Source organism: Clostridium sp. K04 (assembly GCF_019734375.1).
In the GTDB taxonomy this organism is placed as follows: domain Bacteria; phylum Bacillota; class Clostridia; order Clostridiales; family Clostridiaceae; genus Clostridium; species Clostridium saudiense.
In genome coordinates, this window is sequence record NZ_JAASHD010000026.1 from 16,665 (window position 1) to 36,865 (window position 20,201).

Sequence of the window (20,201 nt, forward strand, 5' to 3'; positions counted from 1 at the left end):
ATTTACCTCCGGCGAGAGTTCATTTCATAAACTTTCTCCGGAGGAAGTTTTTTTACTATTGCTTGTCCTCTAATCCTAAAAAATTATATAATGCTCCAATTAAATTAGCATCATTTCTAAATTTACATCTAACCACTTTAACTCTTGGAATGTCAAAGGGAACTTTATCAAATATCTTTTCAATATTTTTTTGAATATATTCTATTAATATATCTTGTTCACTAATTCCTCCACCGATAGCTATAACTTCAGTATCTAAAACACAATGTAAGTTATACAGTTGAGCTGCTAATTGATATGTAAATTTATCTAACACATCTATAGCTTCCTTATCTCCAGAGTTAACAAGTTCAAAAACCTTAAAACCATCAACTTCTTCTTTAGCTAAGTTTTTAGCCATTGCAACTGCTCCATTTAAAGCTGATGCACCATTAACATATCCCCACATGTTATCAGTACTATCTATTGCAAATGTAGTATCTGTCCATATATAACTAAATTCACCTGCAAAGAAGTGCTTTCCATTAAGTATTTTCCTATCTTTTACTACTGCTCCTCCCACTCCTGTGCCTAAAACAACTACAATTCCATCATTATACTCCTTTAAACTTCCTTTCCATACCTCTGCTAAAGCTGCTGATTTCGCATCATTTTGAATTGTAATCTTAGTTGGACATCTTTCTTGAAGTATTTTAACTATATATTTATCATCATTATATCTAAGCCATCCGCCTGTTCTTGCATAACCATTTTTACTGTCTATTAAACCAGGCATACTTATTGCTATTCCCTCTATTTTATCTTTATATTTATCATATAAATCACCAATAACGTTTACAAAACTTTCAATAGAATCTTGTGGTGTTGCAACTTTTCCTTTTTCTAAAAATTCAACACACTCAGTCATTAACGCATATTTAATTGAACTTCCACCAATATCTAAAACTAAATATTTATTTCCCATAAATACTTCCCCCTCACACTCTACTTTAAAAACTTCTACTTACATTTTAACTTATATTAAATTAACTTCCAATTGTTATTATTATTCAAAATAATTGATTTTTTTTAATTTTTAATACCCTTTCTATGCTGAGTTGGAGAGACTCCAAAATTCTTTTTAAAAGTTCTAATAAAGTGTTCCTTATTATCGTACCCTACCATATATGATATATCAGTTACAGTAAAATTAGTATTTAACAAAAGAGCACTCGCCTTATCCATCTTTATTTTTTGTACTATTTCACTAAAGGTTTTTCCTGTATACTCCTTAATTATTTTACTTAAGTATTGAATTGTAATTTGAATCTCCGTATGGTTCTAACTTAATAAATAGCTATTGCCATGCTTGGAGCTGTACCCCAACTTACTTTATTAGAAAATATTTTATATAACTAATAACATTTAAATAAGTAAAATTGCTACAAGTTAATCATATTATCTTTTAGCAATTTTATTTACCTATTTTATATTATTAATTTAACTCCTATACCTTCTTTGGATATTCTCTCACTTCATTCATTTCATGAAGTTGATTCAATACTTGGGCAAAAAACGGATCTCGTTTAGCCCTTTCTCCATAATTCCAACTTTTCATTTCACACTCAGGACACCAATGCCCCCCTCCAATATCAACCTTGGACTTGCCTCAAATCCGTGTCCAAAAGCACATTTAAATTTTAACTTCTGTCTCCAATCAACAATTTTCATATTGTTTTATATCTTTTTCTAAACTCAATATATAGAAAGCAATAGCAGAAATATAAGTTCTACTATTGCCATCCTATAATCGTTATTCTTTATTTGCCATTTGTACTATTCCCTTAAATGTTTCATATAGCTCTGAATCACCACTTTGTTGTGCTAATCTTTGCATTGGAGTGGTTGATGTAATTGCTTGAAGGAATATAAATTCTTGATTATTTTCATCTCCCCCAAACCCCTTTAACATATTGGATCTCATCTGTTCGAGCATCATACTACCAGCATTGGTATATCTAAGATCATTTAATGAGCAATTTAAATCGTACTCACCCTTAGCTGGTAATTTATATGGTTTAATTTCTTTACCATATAATTTTTCAAAATCTTTTCTTGTTGGATATCCTTGCAATTTAAAGTACCATTCTGGTAAATTATCATCATTTAAACTCTCGCTACTACTAATTACTTCAACATCAGCTTTTAATTTAATATCTAAACTTGAAGCTCCTAATAATATCTCATATTTACCTTGTAATACTTTCCAATCCTTTGACTTAACATCATAATAAGCAAATGACCTTTCATCTAATTCAAAATCAACTTCTTTTTCCTCACCTGGATTTAAAAATATCTTTTTAAATCCCTTTAACTCCTTAATAGGTCTATACACTAAGTTAGTTTTATCTGAAACATACAATTGAACAACTTCAGCGCCAAAAACTTTCCCTGTATTTTTCACACTACATTTTACAGTAAGTTTTTCTCCTTCATTAATCTTAGAATTTGAAACCTTAAGATTAGAGTATTCAAATGTTGTATAACTTAATCCAAAACCAAATGGGAATCTTACATTCTTATTAGCTTTTTCATAATATCTATATCCAACATAAATTCCTTCTCTATATTCAGCTTGTCTTGGATTAATTCCATAAATATGTGAACATTGATTATCCTCATATTTAATAGGATAAGTTTCTGCAAGTTTCCCACTTGGGCATTCATTTCCTAATAATAATTCTATGCAAGCATCTCCAACTGCTTGTCCTGATAAATACATATTTAATATAGCCTTTGTTGAATCTATCCATGGCATTTCAACAGGAGAACCACCTAAAAGTATAACTACTACATTATTATTAACCTTATAAACTTCTTCTAATAACTTTACATGACTGTCAGGAATTCTCATATGCTGTCTATCATATCCTTCTGATTCATATTCAGATGGAAGTCCTATAACAACTACAGAAATATCAGAACTTTTAGCTAATTCAATAGCTTCATTCACATACTCAATATTTTCTTCCCCATTCATTTCATAACCTGGACAATATTTAAAATTAACTCTACTTTTATTAAATCCGTCTACTATACTAATAAGCTTGCTTGGATTAATATGAGATGATCCTGCCCCTTGATAACGAACATCATTGCCTAGTGCACCTATAAGAGCAATCTTTTTATCTTTATTAAACGGTAATATATTATTTTCATTTTTAAGTAGAACTGAACCTTCAATTGCTATTTTTTTAGCTAAATCATGATGTTCTTCTCTATTAAATTTAAAGTTTTCTCTTCTACCTAAAGTACATTGCTTAATTAATGATAATATTCTATCTACAGCTTCATTGACATAGTCTTCTGATAAACTTCCATCATTAACAGCATCAATAACCATTTTGTCAAACATTTTTGCGCTACTTGGCATTTCTAATTCGAGACCAGCCTTAAATGCTTCTATCTTATCATTCATTGCACCCCAATCTGTTACAACAACTCCATCAAATCCCCATTCATCTCTTAATATATCCCTCAATATATAATTGTTATCACTTAAATAAGTTCCATTTATTTTATTATAAGCACACATTACGGTCTTTGGTTTTCCTTCTTTTACTGCTATTTCAAATGGTGCTAGATAAATCTCTCTTAGTGTTCTTTCATCTATTATACTATCTGATGATAATCTTTCATTTTCTTGATTATTTCCAGCAAAATGTTTTAAACTAGTTCCAACACCTTGCCCTTCAACTCCTTTTATCCAAGCCGCCCCTAATTTTCCTGCAACATATGGATCTTCACTAAAATATTCAAAGTTTCTACCACAAAGTGGATTTCTTTTTATATTAACTCCTGGTCCTAAAACAACATCTACCTTATATTCTAATGCCTCTTCAGCTATTGCTCTTCCCATTTTTTCAAGAAGATCTACATTCCAAGTTGAACTTGAGCAACATGCTGTCGGAAAGCAAGTTGCTGGCACACTATCATTAATTCCTAAATGATCACCTGCACCCTCTTGTTTACGAAGTCCATGTGGTCCATCACTCATTGATATTTTCCCTATTCCATATTCATCCATTTCTTCTGTATTCCAAAAATCAGCTCCTGAACATAATTTAACTTTATCTTCTAGTGACATTTTATCTATTATATTCTTATTTTTTAAACTAGACATTGCTTTTCCCCTTTCTATCAGCTTCATTTGCAGCCTTTATAGCCATTTCATATAATCCAATTCCCTCTGCTGGCACATATGCCATAAGCTCTGAAATAGTTTGATCATATGCCATTTTAATCATTGGATTACTTGTTGATCCTGGAGCATATTTTTCTATTAAATCTACAGCTGCTTCATTTTCGAATAAAAATCCTAATGTACTTGCCATACTATATTTTTCAACTTCTAAATTTGTATCTGTTTCATATTCATAATGATAAATACCTGAACCAACTTCAAATGAATCTTTCTTTTCTGGAAGAGTAATTATTGCTGTAGTATTAGCAGGTATTTCTATATCAACTATTATCTTTCCACCTTTGCATATCCAACTACAAGACAATCTACCATATACAGTTTCTATTGCAGCCTTTGCATTAGTTATTCCCTTTATAAATTGTGGAGCTATTTTACTCTTTTTATATCCAGGCTCAATTATTTGTAATCCCGCTAATTTCTCATACATCCAATCACCAATTGAACCATATGCATAATGATTAAATGAATTCATTCCAGACTCATCAAAAGTCCCATCTTCTTTCATTGAATTCCAACGCTCCCACATAGTAGTTGCCCCTAACTTTACTGAATAAAGCCATGATGGATAATCTTCATTAAGAAGTAATATTCCTGCTAAATCATGTCTACCCATTTCAGATAATAAATGACATATATAAGGAGTTCCTACAAATCCGGTTGCTAAATGATTTTTGTGTGCTGATAAATTATTTATAAACGTATCTCTTATTCTATTTTTATATTCTGGTTTTGCAAGATCAAAATATAATGCAAGGATACAAGCTGTTTGTGTTTCACTTACTAATCTTCCTGTCTTGGTAATAAATTCTTCATTAAATGCTTCTTTTATTTTTTCATATAAACTTATATATTTTTTAAACTCTTCCTCTTTACCCAATAGCTTAGCTGTATCTGCTACAATTTTTGTTGAATGTGCAAAGAATGCAGTTGAAACTAAATAAACATCTGTTGCTCCTGTTCTATCAGTAACCTTAACCTCTTCCTTATCTAATCCAAGCCAATCTCCATATTGGAATCCTTTATTCCAAAGATGACTTTCTCCAGCCTTACTATCTATATATTCAACCCAATCTCTCATACTATCATATTGAGTTTCTAATATCTTTTTATCCCCAAATATTTTATACATATTCCATGGAATAATAGTTGCAGCATCTCCCCATGCAGCTGTTCCATCTTTTTCATCACCTAATATGTTCGGAACAATATCTGGAACTCCAAATTTAATAGTTTGTTCTGAAGCTAAATCCTTTAACCATTTACTAAAAAACAATGCTGTGTTCATATTAAATCCTGCTGTTTTACAGAAAACTTGAGCATCTCCAGTCCATCCTAAGCGTTCATCTCTTTGCGGACAATCAGTTGGAACATCTAAGAAATTTCCTCTTTGTCCCCACTGTATATTACTTTGTAGCTGATTTACCAATTCACTAGAACAAGAAAATTCCCCTGTTTCCTCCATATCAGTATGAAGAGCACAAGCTGTAAAATCGTCTAAGTTTAGATCTTCTCCCATTCCTTCTACACAAATATATCTAAATCCATGGAAAGTAAAATGTGGCATAAAAGTTTCTTCTCCACCCTTACATATAAAAGTATCCATTGCTTTAGCAGATCTAAGATTTTCTGTATAGAAATTACCATCCTTATCAAGAACTTCTGCATGTTTAACTACTATTTTCTGTCCTTCTTGTCCATTTATCTTTAATTCAACTATTCCCGCAATATTTTGTCCAAAATCTAAAACTATTTCATCTTTTGGTGTTTTAATTAACTTCTTAGGCTTTAACTTTTTTGTTACTCTTACATATTCACATTCTTGTGAAACTAATTTGTTATTATCATAACTGATAATTTCTACTGGTAATTTTCTCTCTTCTAAAATTGTAGAATCTATAATTTCTCCATTATAAATTTCACTATATCTAATCTTTCCAGTAGTACAGTCCCAAGTTTTATCCGTGTGTATAATTTCTTTACTACCATCTTCATACCAGACATGTATTTCTGCTAACGCTGCAACTCTATCTCCATAGTGATTAGATTGATACATAAATCCAAATCTTCCCTTATACCATCCATCAGCTACAGTAATCTTTATCTCATTTTCCTTATTAATTTTTTCTGTTACATCATATGTTTGATATTGCAATCTCTTTTTATAATTTGTCCATCCTGGGGTAAAGAATGCTTCTCCAACTTTTTCTCCATTTAATTCAATTTCATAAAGTCCAAGTGCAGTTGCATAAATACGTGCTCTTAAAACTTTTTTATCAGCTTTGAATTTCTTCTCGAAAACTGGGCATGCTTCTACTTCACCTAATGTATGAGTTATCCATTTTCCTTTAAAATTATTTCCATTAAGTAATCCACTTTCAAAATTACCTTTTATCTCCGATTTATTTCCTTTATTGTCCCAAACTGTTATATTAACCATATAAATAGTGCTAGGCTCTATATTCTTACCTTCATATTTAATTAATATTGATTTATCGCTTTCAACTTTATTAGTATTCCATACTAACTCTGAATTTTTATATACTTTAATTTCATATGCATCTTGCACAACATCTTTTTCATTAGATTCTATTTTCCATGAAAACCTAGGATTAACTTCATCTAATCCAATTGGATTTTTTCTATACTCTATCTTTAAATCTCTTATTTTCATTTTTCCATCCCCTTGCTATATATTTGTCCTTATTTAATTTATTCATTTTTTCTTTTATCTAAATCCATTATTATTTGTTGATATTTATTATCTAAATCATATTTACGCAAGATTAAATACATTATTATAAATAAAACTAACGGTAAATAAATACACAATATCAATATCATCTGTATTGCTGAATGTGGTTGTGCTATTAACCTACCATCATAATTACCAATTGCTAAAATCCAACCAATCATGGCAGTTCCTATACCTGCTCCAATCTTTGCTCCAAAACTACTAACACTATTTGTCATTCCAATTATCCTTTTTCCATGAATCCATTCACCATATTCAATAGTATTATTTATTAAAACTCCTCCAATGGACATCATCGGTATTGTGGCAAAAGTAGTTATTCCTCCACATATTAATGTAGCTATAAAACTATATGGAATAAACGCTCTGATTATATTAGCTATAATCCCAATAAGAAGTGTTATTCTTGTAGTAGATGCTAATCCAAACCTCTTTACCATAGGCCCTATTATTGCAAATCCAATAATTACTGGAATTAATCCTATAGCTCCCATTATTCCAACTAAATTTTCATTTCCTAAAACATACTTTGCATAATATATACCTGTTGAAGCGCTTAGTGAATATCCAATATTTGAAACAAACATTACAACAAACATAATTACCCAATATTTATTTTTAAACAATAAAGATAAACTTTCTTTAAATGATATTTTTTCTTCTTTCTCTTCTTTTTCTACATCTTCTTTAGATACAGCAAAAGTAGCTAAAAAACTCAATGAACAAATTACTCCAAATATAACTGATATTATAATCCACGCTTTTTGATTTCCACCCAACATATTTGTTATTGGAATTAATCCAACTGAAATAATCATTCCTGATATATATCCAAATATTGACCTTATTATCCCCATTTTACTTCGTTCTTCAACTTTGTTAGTTCTAACTGCAACTAAACATCCATATGGTATAGCAACAGCAGTATATACTATTGCTGTTGCTATTATATTTGTAATTAATGCATAAGATCCTTTAAATAAAGGTGTTGCATTGGCAGGAATATAAAATATAGCTATTATAGATACTATAACAGGAATAGACATCCACAAAAACCACGGCCTTACCTTTCCAAACTTTGATTTAGTTTTGTCTACGATACTTCCCATTGCTAAATCTGTAAATGCATCAATTATCTTTGTAATTAATAATATAGTTCCTACAACTCCAGCAGATAATCCTATTTTATCTGTATAAAAATACGTTAACATTCCTATTAATCCAGTTATGGCATTTAATCCAAACTGAGTTGAACCATCACCTATGAAATGATACCATTTCATACTATTCTCTTGTTTTGGAACCAATTTATTCCCTATTAAATTAATATCCATAGCAATAATTCCCTCCACCAATTTAAACCTTTACTTTATAATACAAGAAAATCTATTTTATTTATTGTAAATTTGTGCTAATTCATATAAATATGTTTTTAATAGGAAATTTATTATCCCCTAAAACCTATTTTTGTGCTTTACGTTCTTCTAATTCTTTTACTATTTGAGGATATTTTTCATCTAAATCATATTTTCTAAGAATTAAATACATAACTACTAATAATATTGCTGGTAAATAAACACAAATAAATAAAATCATATTAGTTGCTGTTTGTGATTGAACAGCTAATGTTCCATCATATCCACCTAAAGCTAGGAACCATCCTATCATTGCTGCTCCCAATCCAGAACCTATTTTAGAACCAAAACCACTTGCACTATTTGTCATACCAACAATACGTTTTCCATATTTCCACTCACCATATTCAATAGTATTGTTTACTAATACTCCACCAACTGCCATCATAGGAATAGTTGAAAAAGTTATAAATGCTCCACCTATCAATGCTGACATAAAACTATAAGGAGTAAATACACGTACTATACTTGCCGCAATTCCTATTAAGAATGCTACTTTGGCAGTCTTCGACAAACCAAAAAATCTAATCATTGGTCCAACTAAAGCAAATCCAACAAATACTGGTATTAATCCTACTGCCCCCATTATTCCAACTAAATTTTCGTTACCTAAAATATATTTTGTATAATAAACACCAGTAGATCCACTTAATGAATAAGTTATATTAAGAATCAACATAATTACAAGCATCATAACCCAATACTTATTTTTAAACAATAATACTATACTTTCTTTAAATGAAATATCATCTTCTAAAACTTCAGCATTTTCCTTTACATCAACAACTTGTTCTTTAGATGTAGCAAAAGTTATTATTAATGAAATAAATGAAATAATTCCGAATACTATTGCAACTTTAATCCAAGCCGCTTGATCTCCACCTAACATATTTGTTATTGGAATTAATAAAATAGAAATAACCATTCCAGCTATATATCCAAATATAGAACGAACTATTCCCATTGTACTTCTTTCAGCTATACTCTTTGTACGTGTCGCCATTATACAACCATATGGTATTGCTATAGCAGTATAAATTACTGCAGTTGCTAAAATATTAGTAATAAATGCATAGATATTTTTTACAGTATTTGATGCATTTGCAGGAATACAAAATAGTGCAATAATTATAAGTCCTATCGGTAAAGACATCCACAAAAACCATGGCCTAGCTTTTCCCCATTTTGATTTTGTTTTATCAACAATTCTTCCCATAAATAAATCTGTAAAAGCATCACAAAATTTTGTAGCTAATAAAATCGTACCAACTATCCCAGCTGATAAACCTATCTTATCAGTATAAAAGTATGTTAACATACCAACTAGCCCTGATAGTGCATTTAATGCTAGCATAGTTGTTCCATCACCTAAAAAGTGATACCATCTCATAGTTTTTTGAACACCAAAATTATCAACACCTAGCTCCTTCCTTATTCTAAAGCCTTTTCTCTTGTTTTCCTTTACATTAATATCCATATTTCTCCTCCATCCCCCTTGGTTATTAACCAATGATTTTAATCAAATTAATATGAAGCTATCAATAATTTATGATAACGTATTCCTTTGTTCTATTTACATATTAACAAACGATTACATTTTGGTATTGTAATTTAATGCTTTTTTTAGTAAAATTGTGCTTGAGGTGATTGTTTTGTACGAAGAAACTATACTAGATTTTTGTAATCATTTATATGGCATATTAAATATCCCAATTTCCTACTATGAAAATAATATGATATCTTCAACTCCATCATATAATACTTTAGATTACCTCTTAGTAAAACCCTATGAAAAAGATTTGCTTTCATCAAAAGATATTCTTTCTTTTTTAGTTACATCTGAATATATGTATTACGGAATTGTAAAAATAAAAAATACTAATTCATCTATTATTATTGGACCAATTAGTAGCACTAAACCTAATTCGAATACTTTAAAGTCAATATTGAGTTCCCTTAAAAATGCTTCTGTGACAAGCTTAGATTTAAAATACTATTTTGATAATCATGCCTTAATTTCCTTTGAAAAATTTTTAAAAATATTATGTTTCATTAACTTTTTATGTAACAATGATAATTTAACTACAGATGATATTTTTGGATATAAAAATAAAAATTATGAATCTTATATATCTAAAGCTTATACTAAATCAAGCTATGAATCTAAAGAAAATGAAAATATGCATAATACTTATCAATTTGAACAATTATATTTAAGTTATATTGAAAAAGGTGATTTAAATGGGTTAAATAAACTCTTAAGAAATAAAGTTAACTTAAATGCTGGAATAATTGCTCTTGATAATATTAGACAATCTAAAAATATATTTGTAACTTCTGCTACATTAATAACTAGAGCTGCTATCAAGGGAGGATTAGAAATAGAAACTGCCTATCAACTAAGTGATACTTATATTCAGCAAATGGAACACTTAAATGATATTACATTAATTAATAATCTTGCATCACAAATGATGTATGATTTTACTGAACGAGTAAACTCAACTAAATTACCTGATAAGGTGTCTAATATTGTATATAAATGCATTCAGTATATTTCAACTAAAACTAACGAAAATATTACTGTCAGTGATGTAGCTGATCATGTTAATCGTAGTCGATCATTTATTTCTAGAACTTTCAAATCAGAAATGAATATTGAACTTAGCACTTACATTATGACTAAAAAATTGGAAGAATCAGAAGGCCTTTTAAAATTTACAGATAAATCAATCAGTGAAATAAGTAATTATCTTTGCTTTTCCAGTCAAAGTTATTTTCAAAATGTATTTAAAAAGAATTATAATTTAACACCTAATGAATATAGAAAAAAGTATGCAAAATAAGCAGCTAAAAATAGCTGCTTATCTTATCAAAACCAATTTATCTTTTATAATTCTTCACCATTGCTGCCAATTACTTTTTTGTACCAATAGAAACTCTTCTTTCTTGCTCTATCTAAAGTTCCAGTACCATCATTATTCTTATCAACATAGATAAATCCATATCTCTTTTTCATTTCTCCAGTTCCTGCACTTACTAAATCAATGCATCCCCATGGAGTGTATCCCCATAATTCAACCCCATCTCCAATTGCTTCCTTCATTTGTTCAATATGAGCTTTTAAGTAATTAATTCTATAATCATCATTAATAGAACCATCAGCTTCTACTGTATCTACTGCACCTAATCCATTTTCAACAACCATCATTGGAATTTGATATCTGTTATAAATTTCATTTAAAGTAGTTCTTAATCCTACTGGGTCAATTTGCCATCCCCAATCACTAGCTTCTAAGTATGGATTCTTTAATCCCATTGATAAATTTCCACCTGTAGTTTCAACATCTGGATTGTTACTTACACAGTTTGTCATATAGTAACTAAATGTATAGAAGTCTACTGTTCCATTTTTAAGAGTTTCTAAATCGCCTTCTTCCATTTTAATTTCTACATTATTTTCTCTAAAGAAACGTTTAGCAAATCCTGAATATGCACCTCTAACTTGTACATCTCCACATAAGTAATTTGAAAACTCTTCTTGTTGTTGTGCTAATAAAACATCTTCAGGACTACAAGTATATGGATATAATTTTCCAAATGCAATCATACATCCTATTTTAAAATCTGGATTTATTGAATGTCCTAATTGAACAGCTTTAGCACTTGCAACAAATTGATGATGTAAAGCTTGGAAACATTCTTGATAGTGATTATTTTCAGATGCGCCAAATTTTAATTCTCTTATATCATCAAACATTACTCCAGCACCCATAAATGCTGCTGCAGGTCCATGAGTTAAAATATTTATTTCATTAAATGTTAACCAATACTTAACTACATCCTTATATCTATTAAATATAGTTTCACAATATCTTAAATAGCAATCTATACTTTCTCTTCCTAACCATCCATTCCATTTTTTTGTTAATCCAAATGGTGTTTCATAATGTGATATTGTTACTAATGGTTCTATATTATATTTTTTTAATTCAGCAAATACATCATCATAGAATTTTAAGCCTTCTTCATTTGGTTCTAATTCATCTCCATTAGGGAATATTCTTGTCCAATTTATAGATAATCTAAAAGTCTTGAATCCCATTTCTGCAAATAGTGCTATATCTTCTTTATATCTATGATAAAAATCAATTGCCTCATGGCTTGGATAATATGTTCCTTCTTCAAGTTCAGGAGTTATTCTTCTTGCTGTAGTATGTGTTCCTCCTGTCATAACGTCAGATGTACTTAAACCTTTTCCACCTTCTCTATATCCACCTTCAAATTGGTTTGCAGCAGTAGCTCCTCCCCATAAAAAGTTTTCTGGAAATTTAATATTACTCATAAATAATTCCTCCCCTTATTCCACTCATTAATTAATTTATTTATTCTCTATGATCTTATTTTATTCATATATTGAACTTTTGTCAATACAATAATTCACATTCAGTTCATAATAAGAATCATTTCCACACTTAGAATTCAAATGGTTCATTCTGAATTCTGAATTTATCTATACCTTATTCCCGCTAAAAAACTTATATTTCTCATATTTTTTGCACAAAAAAAAGCTGATAAATCAGCTTTTCATATTTATCTAATATATTATTTTTGCTTTTCCTTCTTCAAACTTAATTTCTGAATTTGTTATAATTGTAGCTTCTGTAAAATCACCATAGGTGTAGAATTTTCTTACATTGAACTTTGATTTATCAGCTAATATATAGCACTTATCTGATGATTTTATAACTGCCTTTTTAACTTCTCCGTCTTCTAACATCATTGTAGTAAATCCACTTCTTGCATCTATTCCCATAGTCCCTAAAAAGGCTTTATCAAAGTTCATAACACTTATCTTATTTACCATATCTTCGCCCATAATTAAGTTCTTTTCTGGCTTTGCATAACCACCTAAAATATAAGTATTTATCCCTTTTGCCATAAGCTTTTGAATATGCATTATTCCATTTGTAACAACTGTTATCTCTTTAGCTTTTATATAATCAATCATATAAAAACATGTTGATCCTGAATCTATAAATATTACATCATTATCTTGTATTAAACTTGCTGCTTTTTTAGCAATTATTATTTTATCTTCCTTATTTGCATTAAATACTTCTTGAAAATCCATTGGAAGTATTGCATCTACTTCTTCTATTGCCTCAGCTCCACCACGAACTCTCTTTAATAGCTTTTTTTCTTCCATAGCTATTAAAGTACGTCTTACTGTAGATCTTGATAATTGAAATTTTTCCATTATTTCATCTATTGAAGCATATTTTTTTTCTTTTACAAACTCTGAAATTTCTATCCATCTATCTATAAGTACCATTTTATTCACCTTACTTATTTTTTATTCAAACTGTTCACTATATGAACAAAATGGTAACATTCTTTCATTTAGATGTCAATACACTTATTGTCTATGATTTTTTAACTACTTAATAAGTACATTATACCATAGCCTTATCTTTTCAAACTTCATACTTTTCTCCTTTTAAATTAATTATTTAAATATTATTCTCTATCATATCTTAAAGATAATATAAAAATACTGCCCACATTTTATAACCGTGAACAGTATTTTATAGCTATTTACTACTTAAATCCTCATGCATCTCTATAATCTCAATAGCTAAATCCTTTATAGTTTCAGCACTAATTAATTGATCCTCAGCATGCATAATTATTAAAGAAAATTCTAATTTTTCTCCAGCTGCTTCTTTTTGTATTAAGCTTGTATGACTATGATGTTCTTGTAATAAAAACTCTTTTGCTTCTTCAATTTTTTTATTAGCCTCTTCATAATTACCTTTTCTAGCTTCTCTAATAGCTTCAATGGCCAATGATTTTCCCATTCCTACGTTACTTATTATTTCAAATGCTACTAATTCTAAACTTTCCATTTAAACTCCACTCCATTACTATAATTATTTAATTAATTCTAAAGCACTTTCAAGAACTCCTTTTCCATTCATAGTTCCATAAAATCTCATATCAATAACCTCTACTGGAATTCTTCCATTAGCCATTGCTTCTATTTGTGGCTTTTGGAATCTAACTTGTGGCCCAAGTAAAACTATATCCACTGTATCTATTACATTTTTACATTCTGCAACTGGTAAAGCTTTAATGCAAATTCCCGAAAAAATAGCAAATGCATATCCACTTTGTGTTTTATCTCCATAAGTTCCATCTTGATTCCTGAACTTATCATCAATAATTTTTTTTAATTTAATTAATTCTTCTTCATATTTTTCATAAATCAAATCATCCATTAATTTTGCAAAATATATATTGTATTTTAAGAATAAAACATAAGTACAATGTGCAATTAATTTTTTATCTGGTGTTCCTACCTTAAAATTTTCATAAGTTTCAGGACTACCATGATCCCCTAAACATTTATCTTCTAAACCATCTATCCCAATATTAATTAAATAGTTCATTTGCTTTTTTAAATATTCATATTCATTAACTAATAATTCTTTATCTCCATAATATTGATAACATTTATATACTATATAAGGATAAACAAACTGCCATAATATTGGACCTTCCCCTTGTCCTGTTCCATTAGACTGAATTCCCATATAAGGTGCAGTTTCAGGTATTCCACCATTTTCAGTTTGATCCTGCCTAAAATCTAACATTATCTTTTTATAAAGATCTCTTAAGTCAAACATATATAAATTAGATGGTGCCAATGCAACTATATCACCACCATAACCTAATCTTTCCCTTGCACAATCTTCAAATATTGAATGAATATTATTTAACTTAGTTTTTTGCGCAATATCATATAAGGTATTTAGCCATTCACTTGATGTATTTATATCACCTATAATCTCTACATCTGAATAAACATAAGTTGCTTCAATATCTATTAAATCTTCTTTTGATAATCCACTTATTTCAACATATCTAAATGAATGATAAGTAAATTTATTAGTATATTGATTTAGTCCAGATATAGCTATTATTTCGTCTTGTTGAGCTGCCATTTTAGGTGCTCCAGCTCCACCAGTAAATGTTATATCTGCTTCTTTTAAATACATACCAACATGTCCAACTAATGTAGAAGTACAATCAACCTCATTACTATCGTTTACATCTTCAGCATAAATAAGTTTAATATGTTTTCCTTCTATGCCTTTAAATGCTATATTAATGACTCCTGATAAAGTTTCTGTAAAATCAACTAGTAAATTTCCTCTACAATTTTCTATAATGCTTGTGGGTTTTAACGTTCTTTTTCTTTTTATTTTAGGAATATGACTTAAAACTAATTCACCCTTTTTGCTATTATCTATAATTGCTTGAGTCCAATCATCATCATCGAAATCAACTAAATTCCAATTTTCTTTGTATAGTCTATTATCTATTCTTTCTCCTAAATATAAGTTATTAAATATTAATGGACCATCTTCAACCTTCCAACTTTCATCAGTTGATACTATAATTTCATCTTCATCATTTTGTATGTTGGCTATTATTTTGGGTTCACCAATTCCTCTTAGTTTATCTCTCAAATTATATTTTCCAAATAACTTTAATGGTGATGGATTATACATTCCATTCCCTAACTCAATTGCTATTATATTATCTCCATTAGTTAATAAATCTGTAACGTCATACTTATCGTAATATATTGTTTTATCATATTGTGTCCAGTCTGAATTCAATTCATAATCACCAACACGCTTTCCATTAATGTATGATATATAATAACCAAGACATCCAATATTTAAATAATATCTTTTATTTTCTTTATTAAGTTTAAAAACTTTTCTTATTAATGTATTGGGATTATCTTCATAATAATCTGACGTATCTTCTTTGTATTTTCTAGGTACCTTTGAAATCCAGTCTCCTTGAAAATAAGTCTTCTCCTGCCTCATTAAATTCCTCCCATTATATACTTATTTAAAATTAAATTTCTAAATAATTTATATTTTATTTCTCTGTTCATTTATATAATATTACATATTTTACTAGTTAACTATGCTTATAAATGTCACACTAAAGGAACCATTTCTGACATATGTTATACGTTTACTATAATTCTATTTATTTTATAAAAAATAAAAGAGCATGATAAACTCCAACGGGTTCCGTTTTGAGGTGCAAAGATATAAAATCTCATAACAAATCACAGTAATAATCACATACTAAATCACATAATAAATCACTAAGATTCTAAATCATTTATTTGATTTGGAATCTTTTGTTATACATATATTAATAATAGAAGGAATTTTTGAGATTAAATAGAAAATTGTGTTATAATAATATTAAACAAGTAATGAACAATTGTTATAAATTTGAAAGGAGGAAAGACATGAAATCTAAGTATGCGAAAAAATCATATATAGAGGTAATATGTTTTGGTGCAATTATTGGTCTGATTACTGAATTATTGAATTTTTATCCTAATGATGATTTATGGGGTTGGAGTTCTATTGCAAGCTCTTTTGGCTTTTGGATATTCTCAACAACATTTGTGATTTACTTTAGTTCTTCAAATAAAAATGCAATGATAAATACCTTCTCATATTTATCCAGTATGTGTATCAGTTATTATTTGTTACAAGGTATCATTGATTTTTTTACCCCAAATGTAACAGTTGATAAGTTTCTCCAATGGAACCATCTATTCCACTGGATTGGTATAGCTGTTTTTTGCGGACTTGTAGCTTATGTCTTGTTCTATTGGAACAAAAAGACAGTTTGGGGTAGTGTGTTGTATGCACTTCCTGTTGCGGGGATGTTAGTTGATACGATTAACAACTGCATGAAGTTCTACTATTCGCAGACAAATTTAGAAAACAGCATTTTGGGTATTATATTTCTTCTCATTATGTTCGTGGTGCTATTTAAGAAAGTAGATAAGAAATGTATATTTGTGTTTGTATTAATCGTTGTTGCGTTAATCGGCTTCATACTGTTCCCAACGACTTCTCAAAGTATTACAATGGAATCTACTATAACTTGCGAATTAGGCGGTGAAACTGAGGTGTTTTACATAAAAATGAGGGATGACGGTAAAATATTAGAAATTGAGGGTGACGAAACAGTTTATGAGGAAATAGATATTAATTCCTTAAAAACTATTCCAGAAGTAGTCCATGCATTGCAAAACTATTACGAGAGCAAAGGCGGAGCATGGAAAATGGAATAACTTCCAATTTGTAGAGTTGATTTAGCGAACAATTTTAAATTGCGAAATAAAGTCCAGCAATTTGCTGGACTTTATTAATATTACATACTACACATATATAATATATAAAGATTTGATTTTTAGTATCTTTTTAAAAATTTACTCTTGATAACATTTGGACATCTTTTTATGTTGTAGTTATTTGCATATTTTAAAAACAAAGACTAAATTTATAATGTTTAGTATTATACTTATTTAAAATATAATATATCCTCTATTTTATATTTCTTTTTTGCTATCCCAAGCCTCATAGCAGGCGTTACTTCCTCACCTTTATATTTATGTGTCTCACAGAAGTTTAAATATGTTCTTAGAATAGTTATCATATATTGAGCATATTTAGGGTTGAAGTTAGCATATATATAACTTTTCCCTTCCCCTCTGCCTCCTGACAATGGTCTTTCTAATATAGACACCTTTCTTCTTATTTGATTGAAAAATGTGTTTATAGACCTCAAATCTATTCTGTACATTATCTCTGCTAATTCATAACAATTAAGGTTAGATAAATCTGTAACACAATTAATATATCTATTTCCTTCATCCTTATAAGGAAATGGATGGGGGATAGAATCATTAGTTCCAACAACATAATCTTTTTCGTTAATTGTTTGTGTTATATATATATCGTTATTAAATATAGTATGAGCCAATAGGTCTATGGCTGATTTACCTAAACCATCTTTTAAATTATTAGCCTCTTGCCATAATTTAATATTTTCTTTATGAGTTAAATATTGTTTATATGCCTCATTCTTATCTAATTCTTTATCAACCTTGCAGGTAAAAATATGAGTATCATTCTTAGAAATACCTTCTTTATGTATCCTCAAAAGAGAAGTCAGTAAGGCAGTATCTTCATCTGTAACTATAAATAATTTATCAACATTCAATAATTTATTTATTAGCCAATGATGTGCATAAGTAGTGTATGTTGAATTAACATGAAATCCATCTACATACGATTGTCTAACTTCTAAATCTCTTAAAAAAAGTTCCAATTCACTTAAAGTAGAATCATTAGTTATTTTAGATACTTTATACTTACTTGTCTTTTGCAAATATGTATTCAACTTATCTTCCTTATATTTTATATAGTCATTTTTAACTTCGTTTACGGAGGTTGTGAAGTCAAAAGCAACATCTGCTCTAAATATATATCGACTTCTCGAATCCGTAGTCGCTACAATACTTGTAGGAAACAAAGGTTTCTCTTTTTCTAAAATAGAATTTTTACCATGTCCCTTTTTTCTAACATTGTTAAGATGATAAGTGAATTTATCAGTGTTAAGCCATAATGTATCAAAATGAGTATTCTTTAATTTCTTATCTTCATATCGCTCAAGAAATTCTAAACACCTTCTATATAGCCATTCTAACTTATTGTAGTAAGTGCTACTGCCAATATCTAATATTTCACATATTCTTGTTACAGGAGTTCTACTTAGTATTAGTTTCATAAACAGAGGTAGTATATCATTCTTCTTTTGATAGTAAGTAAAACATTCCTTCTGCTCTGGTAAGACATTTGCAATTTTCTTGCATAATTTGCACTGATACTTTTGAGAGTTGCTTGAACTTTTGCCACGTCTATAAAAACTATCAGGATTATCAAGCGGATTTAAATCTTTTTCACAACAATCTTCTTTATGGAATATATAATCTGGCTCAATAGGAACTGTAGTATTAATATCTATTAACCTTTTAATTTCTTCTGCCATTGCCCAATTTGAATAAGGAGCCGCATAACTTCTTATTACAGGTTTATCAATAGTATCATCATTAATATCATTACACTTTATTGATTTAAAACTCTTTCCTGTAATCATATATCGAGAAGGATTCCCCTTTAGATTCTTATACTTTAATTGCTCTTTACCATACCATTTACAAAAGGGATTAGCACAAAAGTTAGTTTGAATGTTATAAGATTTTTTATCAACAACTAATTCTACTGGGGTATATAGAAGGTATCCATATTTTCTCGAAAACTCCATCTTTGATAAAGTGGTATAGTCTATTTCCCTCTGATTAACTTCTTCTTGAGTAATAGGTGGAATAACTTTTACTTTACTAACAGTTTTATCTGACAATCTCTTTAGTTTCATTATTTTTCAACTCCGAATCACTAATAGTATCATACAATGAAGCAAGTATTTTCTTATTGTATCTTTGCTTATTAACCCATTCTATAAAATTAGTATCATCTAATAGGTTTAATAAAAACATATCCAGTATTTCTTCTTCGCTATATTGAGTGTATTTAGAGTAATGCTCTAATATAGCAAGTGTTCTTGTTGATAATTCCAAAGAAACCTTTTTCTTATTTTCTTTTTTAGGTTTTATATACTTCACCTCCGCAACTCCTTTCTTTTAGGTATAAATCACATACGTATTCACATATAAAATCACATACCTATTCACAAAGATAATAAAACTATTATTTTTTTATTTTATATGTGATTTACCCTGTGATTTGCTATGTGATTTTCAATCATTTCTATATTATAATTATTCCCTAAAATAAGCAATATAAACAATTTAATAAAAAAAATCACATGTGAATCG

14 protein-coding genes are annotated in these 20,201 nt (G+C 29.0%); 2 read left to right on the forward strand and 12 right to left on the reverse strand.

Features of this window, described 5'->3' with window-relative positions; translation table 11 throughout:
* Nucleotides 1-55: 55 nt before the first annotated feature.
* The 6 genes from HCG70_RS11560 to HCG70_RS11585 all read right to left on the reverse strand — a co-directional run bounded on the left by HCG70_RS11560 (nucleotide 56) and on the right by HCG70_RS11585 (nucleotide 9,887).
* A complete protein-coding gene (locus HCG70_RS11560; RefSeq protein ID WP_042399288.1) occupies nucleotides 56-964 on the reverse strand; it encodes an ROK family protein in 909 nt (302 codons plus the stop codon).
* Nucleotides 965-1,068: 104 nt separating this feature from the next.
* A complete protein-coding gene (locus tag HCG70_RS17810) occupies nucleotides 1,069-1,308 on the reverse strand; it encodes a helix-turn-helix transcriptional regulator (RefSeq protein WP_221697812.1) in 240 nt (79 codons plus the stop codon).
* A 484-nt stretch (nucleotides 1,309-1,792) separates the two neighbouring features.
* Entirely contained in the window at nucleotides 1,793-4,162 is a 2,370-nt protein-coding gene (locus HCG70_RS11570) for a glycoside hydrolase family 3 C-terminal domain-containing protein (protein WP_221697804.1), read from the reverse strand.
* Nucleotides 4,155-6,914 carry an alpha-L-rhamnosidase gene (locus HCG70_RS11575; RefSeq protein ID WP_221697805.1) on the reverse strand — a complete coding sequence of 920 codons (2,760 nt, stop codon included), beginning with the start codon at nucleotides 6,912-6,914 and terminating at the stop codon, nucleotides 4,155-4,157. The genes HCG70_RS11570 and HCG70_RS11575 overlap by 8 nt, the downstream gene beginning before the upstream one ends.
* 38 nt (nucleotides 6,915-6,952) lie before the next feature.
* Nucleotides 6,953-8,329: an MFS transporter gene (locus HCG70_RS11580; protein ID WP_195952913.1), complete on the reverse strand. Its 1,377-nt coding sequence runs from the start codon at nucleotides 8,327-8,329 to the stop codon at nucleotides 6,953-6,955.
* Between the two features lie 127 nt (nucleotides 8,330-8,456).
* Nucleotides 8,457-9,887: an MFS transporter gene (locus HCG70_RS11585; protein ID WP_195952914.1), complete on the reverse strand. Its 1,431-nt coding sequence runs from the start codon at nucleotides 9,885-9,887 to the stop codon at nucleotides 8,457-8,459.
* Between the two features lie 175 nt (nucleotides 9,888-10,062).
* On the opposite strand from HCG70_RS11585, the gene HCG70_RS11590 reads away from it, so the two are divergent.
* Entirely contained in the window at nucleotides 10,063-11,256 is a 1,194-nt protein-coding gene (locus HCG70_RS11590; RefSeq protein WP_195952915.1) for a helix-turn-helix domain-containing protein, read from the forward strand.
* Nucleotides 11,257-11,300: 44 nt separating this feature from the next.
* Here the strand turns inward: HCG70_RS11590 and HCG70_RS11595 are convergent, their stop codons facing one another.
* The 4 genes from HCG70_RS11595 to HCG70_RS11610 all read right to left on the reverse strand — a co-directional run bounded on the left by HCG70_RS11595 (nucleotide 11,301) and on the right by HCG70_RS11610 (nucleotide 16,314).
* Nucleotides 11,301-12,755 (reverse strand): glycoside hydrolase family 1 protein, encoded by a 1,455-nt coding sequence (locus tag HCG70_RS11595; protein ID WP_221697806.1) that lies wholly within the window; start codon nucleotides 12,753-12,755, stop codon nucleotides 11,301-11,303.
* Between the two features lie 252 nt (nucleotides 12,756-13,007).
* Nucleotides 13,008-13,745 (reverse strand): DeoR/GlpR family DNA-binding transcription regulator, encoded by a 738-nt coding sequence (locus tag HCG70_RS11600; RefSeq protein ID WP_055291255.1) that lies wholly within the window; start codon nucleotides 13,743-13,745, stop codon nucleotides 13,008-13,010.
* A gap of 259 nt (nucleotides 13,746-14,004) precedes the next feature.
* Entirely contained in the window at nucleotides 14,005-14,319 is a 315-nt protein-coding gene (locus tag HCG70_RS11605) for a PTS lactose/cellobiose transporter subunit IIA (RefSeq protein ID WP_221697807.1), read from the reverse strand.
* Nucleotides 14,320-14,343: 24 nt separating this feature from the next.
* Nucleotides 14,344-16,314 (reverse strand): family 78 glycoside hydrolase catalytic domain, encoded by a 1,971-nt coding sequence (locus HCG70_RS11610; protein WP_221697808.1) that lies wholly within the window; start codon nucleotides 16,312-16,314, stop codon nucleotides 14,344-14,346.
* A gap of 440 nt (nucleotides 16,315-16,754) precedes the next feature.
* Here HCG70_RS11610 and HCG70_RS11615 point away from each other — a divergent pair, with 440 nt between their 5' ends.
* Complete coding sequence (locus tag HCG70_RS11615; RefSeq protein WP_221697809.1) at nucleotides 16,755-17,594, forward strand: DUF6518 family protein; 840 nt, start codon at nucleotides 16,755-16,757, stop codon at nucleotides 17,592-17,594.
* A gap of 230 nt (nucleotides 17,595-17,824) precedes the next feature.
* Here HCG70_RS11615 and HCG70_RS11620 read toward each other — a convergent pair whose 3' ends face one another.
* Together HCG70_RS11620 and HCG70_RS11625 are read right to left on the reverse strand one after the other, a co-directional pair.
* On the reverse strand, nucleotides 17,825-19,741 hold the full coding sequence (locus HCG70_RS11620) for a hypothetical protein (RefSeq protein WP_052330775.1): 1,917 nt from the start codon (nucleotides 19,739-19,741) through the stop codon (nucleotides 17,825-17,827).
* Nucleotides 19,716-19,988, reverse strand: coding sequence for a hypothetical protein (locus HCG70_RS11625; RefSeq protein ID WP_042403065.1), 273 nt, complete (start codon nucleotides 19,986-19,988; stop codon nucleotides 19,716-19,718). The genes HCG70_RS11620 and HCG70_RS11625 overlap by 26 nt, the downstream gene beginning before the upstream one ends.
* Nucleotides 19,989-20,201 lie beyond the last annotated feature (213 nt).

Excerpts from the sequence above, each read along its gene's own strand:
- HCG70_RS11595 (WP_221697806.1), bottom strand. The coding sequence starts at position 12,755 with ATGAGTAATATTAAATTTCCAGAAAACTTTTTATGGGGAGGAGCTACT.
- HCG70_RS11570 (WP_221697804.1), bottom strand. The coding sequence starts at position 4,162 with ATGTCTAGTTTAAAAAATAAGAATATAATAGATAAAATGTCACTAGAA.
- HCG70_RS11580 (WP_195952913.1), bottom strand. The coding sequence starts at position 8,329 with ATGGATATTAATTTAATAGGGAATAAATTGGTTCCAAAACAAGAGAAT.
- HCG70_RS11600 (WP_055291255.1), bottom strand. The coding sequence starts at position 13,745 with ATGGTACTTATAGATAGATGGATAGAAATTTCAGAGTTTGTAAAAGAA.
- HCG70_RS11585 (WP_195952914.1), bottom strand. The coding sequence starts at position 9,887 with ATGGATATTAATGTAAAGGAAAACAAGAGAAAAGGCTTTAGAATAAGG.
- HCG70_RS11610 (WP_221697808.1), bottom strand. The coding sequence starts at position 16,314 with ATGAGGCAGGAGAAGACTTATTTTCAAGGAGACTGGATTTCAAAGGTA.
- HCG70_RS11620 (WP_052330775.1), bottom strand. The coding sequence starts at position 19,741 with ATGAAACTAAAGAGATTGTCAGATAAAACTGTTAGTAAAGTAAAAGTT.
- HCG70_RS11560 (WP_042399288.1), bottom strand. The coding sequence starts at position 964 with ATGGGAAATAAATATTTAGTTTTAGATATTGGTGGAAGTTCAATTAAA.
- HCG70_RS11575 (WP_221697805.1), bottom strand. The coding sequence starts at position 6,914 with ATGAAAATAAGAGATTTAAAGATAGAGTATAGAAAAAATCCAATTGGA.
- HCG70_RS11615 (WP_221697809.1), top strand. The coding sequence starts at position 16,755 with ATGAAATCTAAGTATGCGAAAAAATCATATATAGAGGTAATATGTTTT.
- HCG70_RS11605 (WP_221697807.1), bottom strand. The coding sequence starts at position 14,319 with ATGGAAAGTTTAGAATTAGTAGCATTTGAAATAATAAGTAACGTAGGA.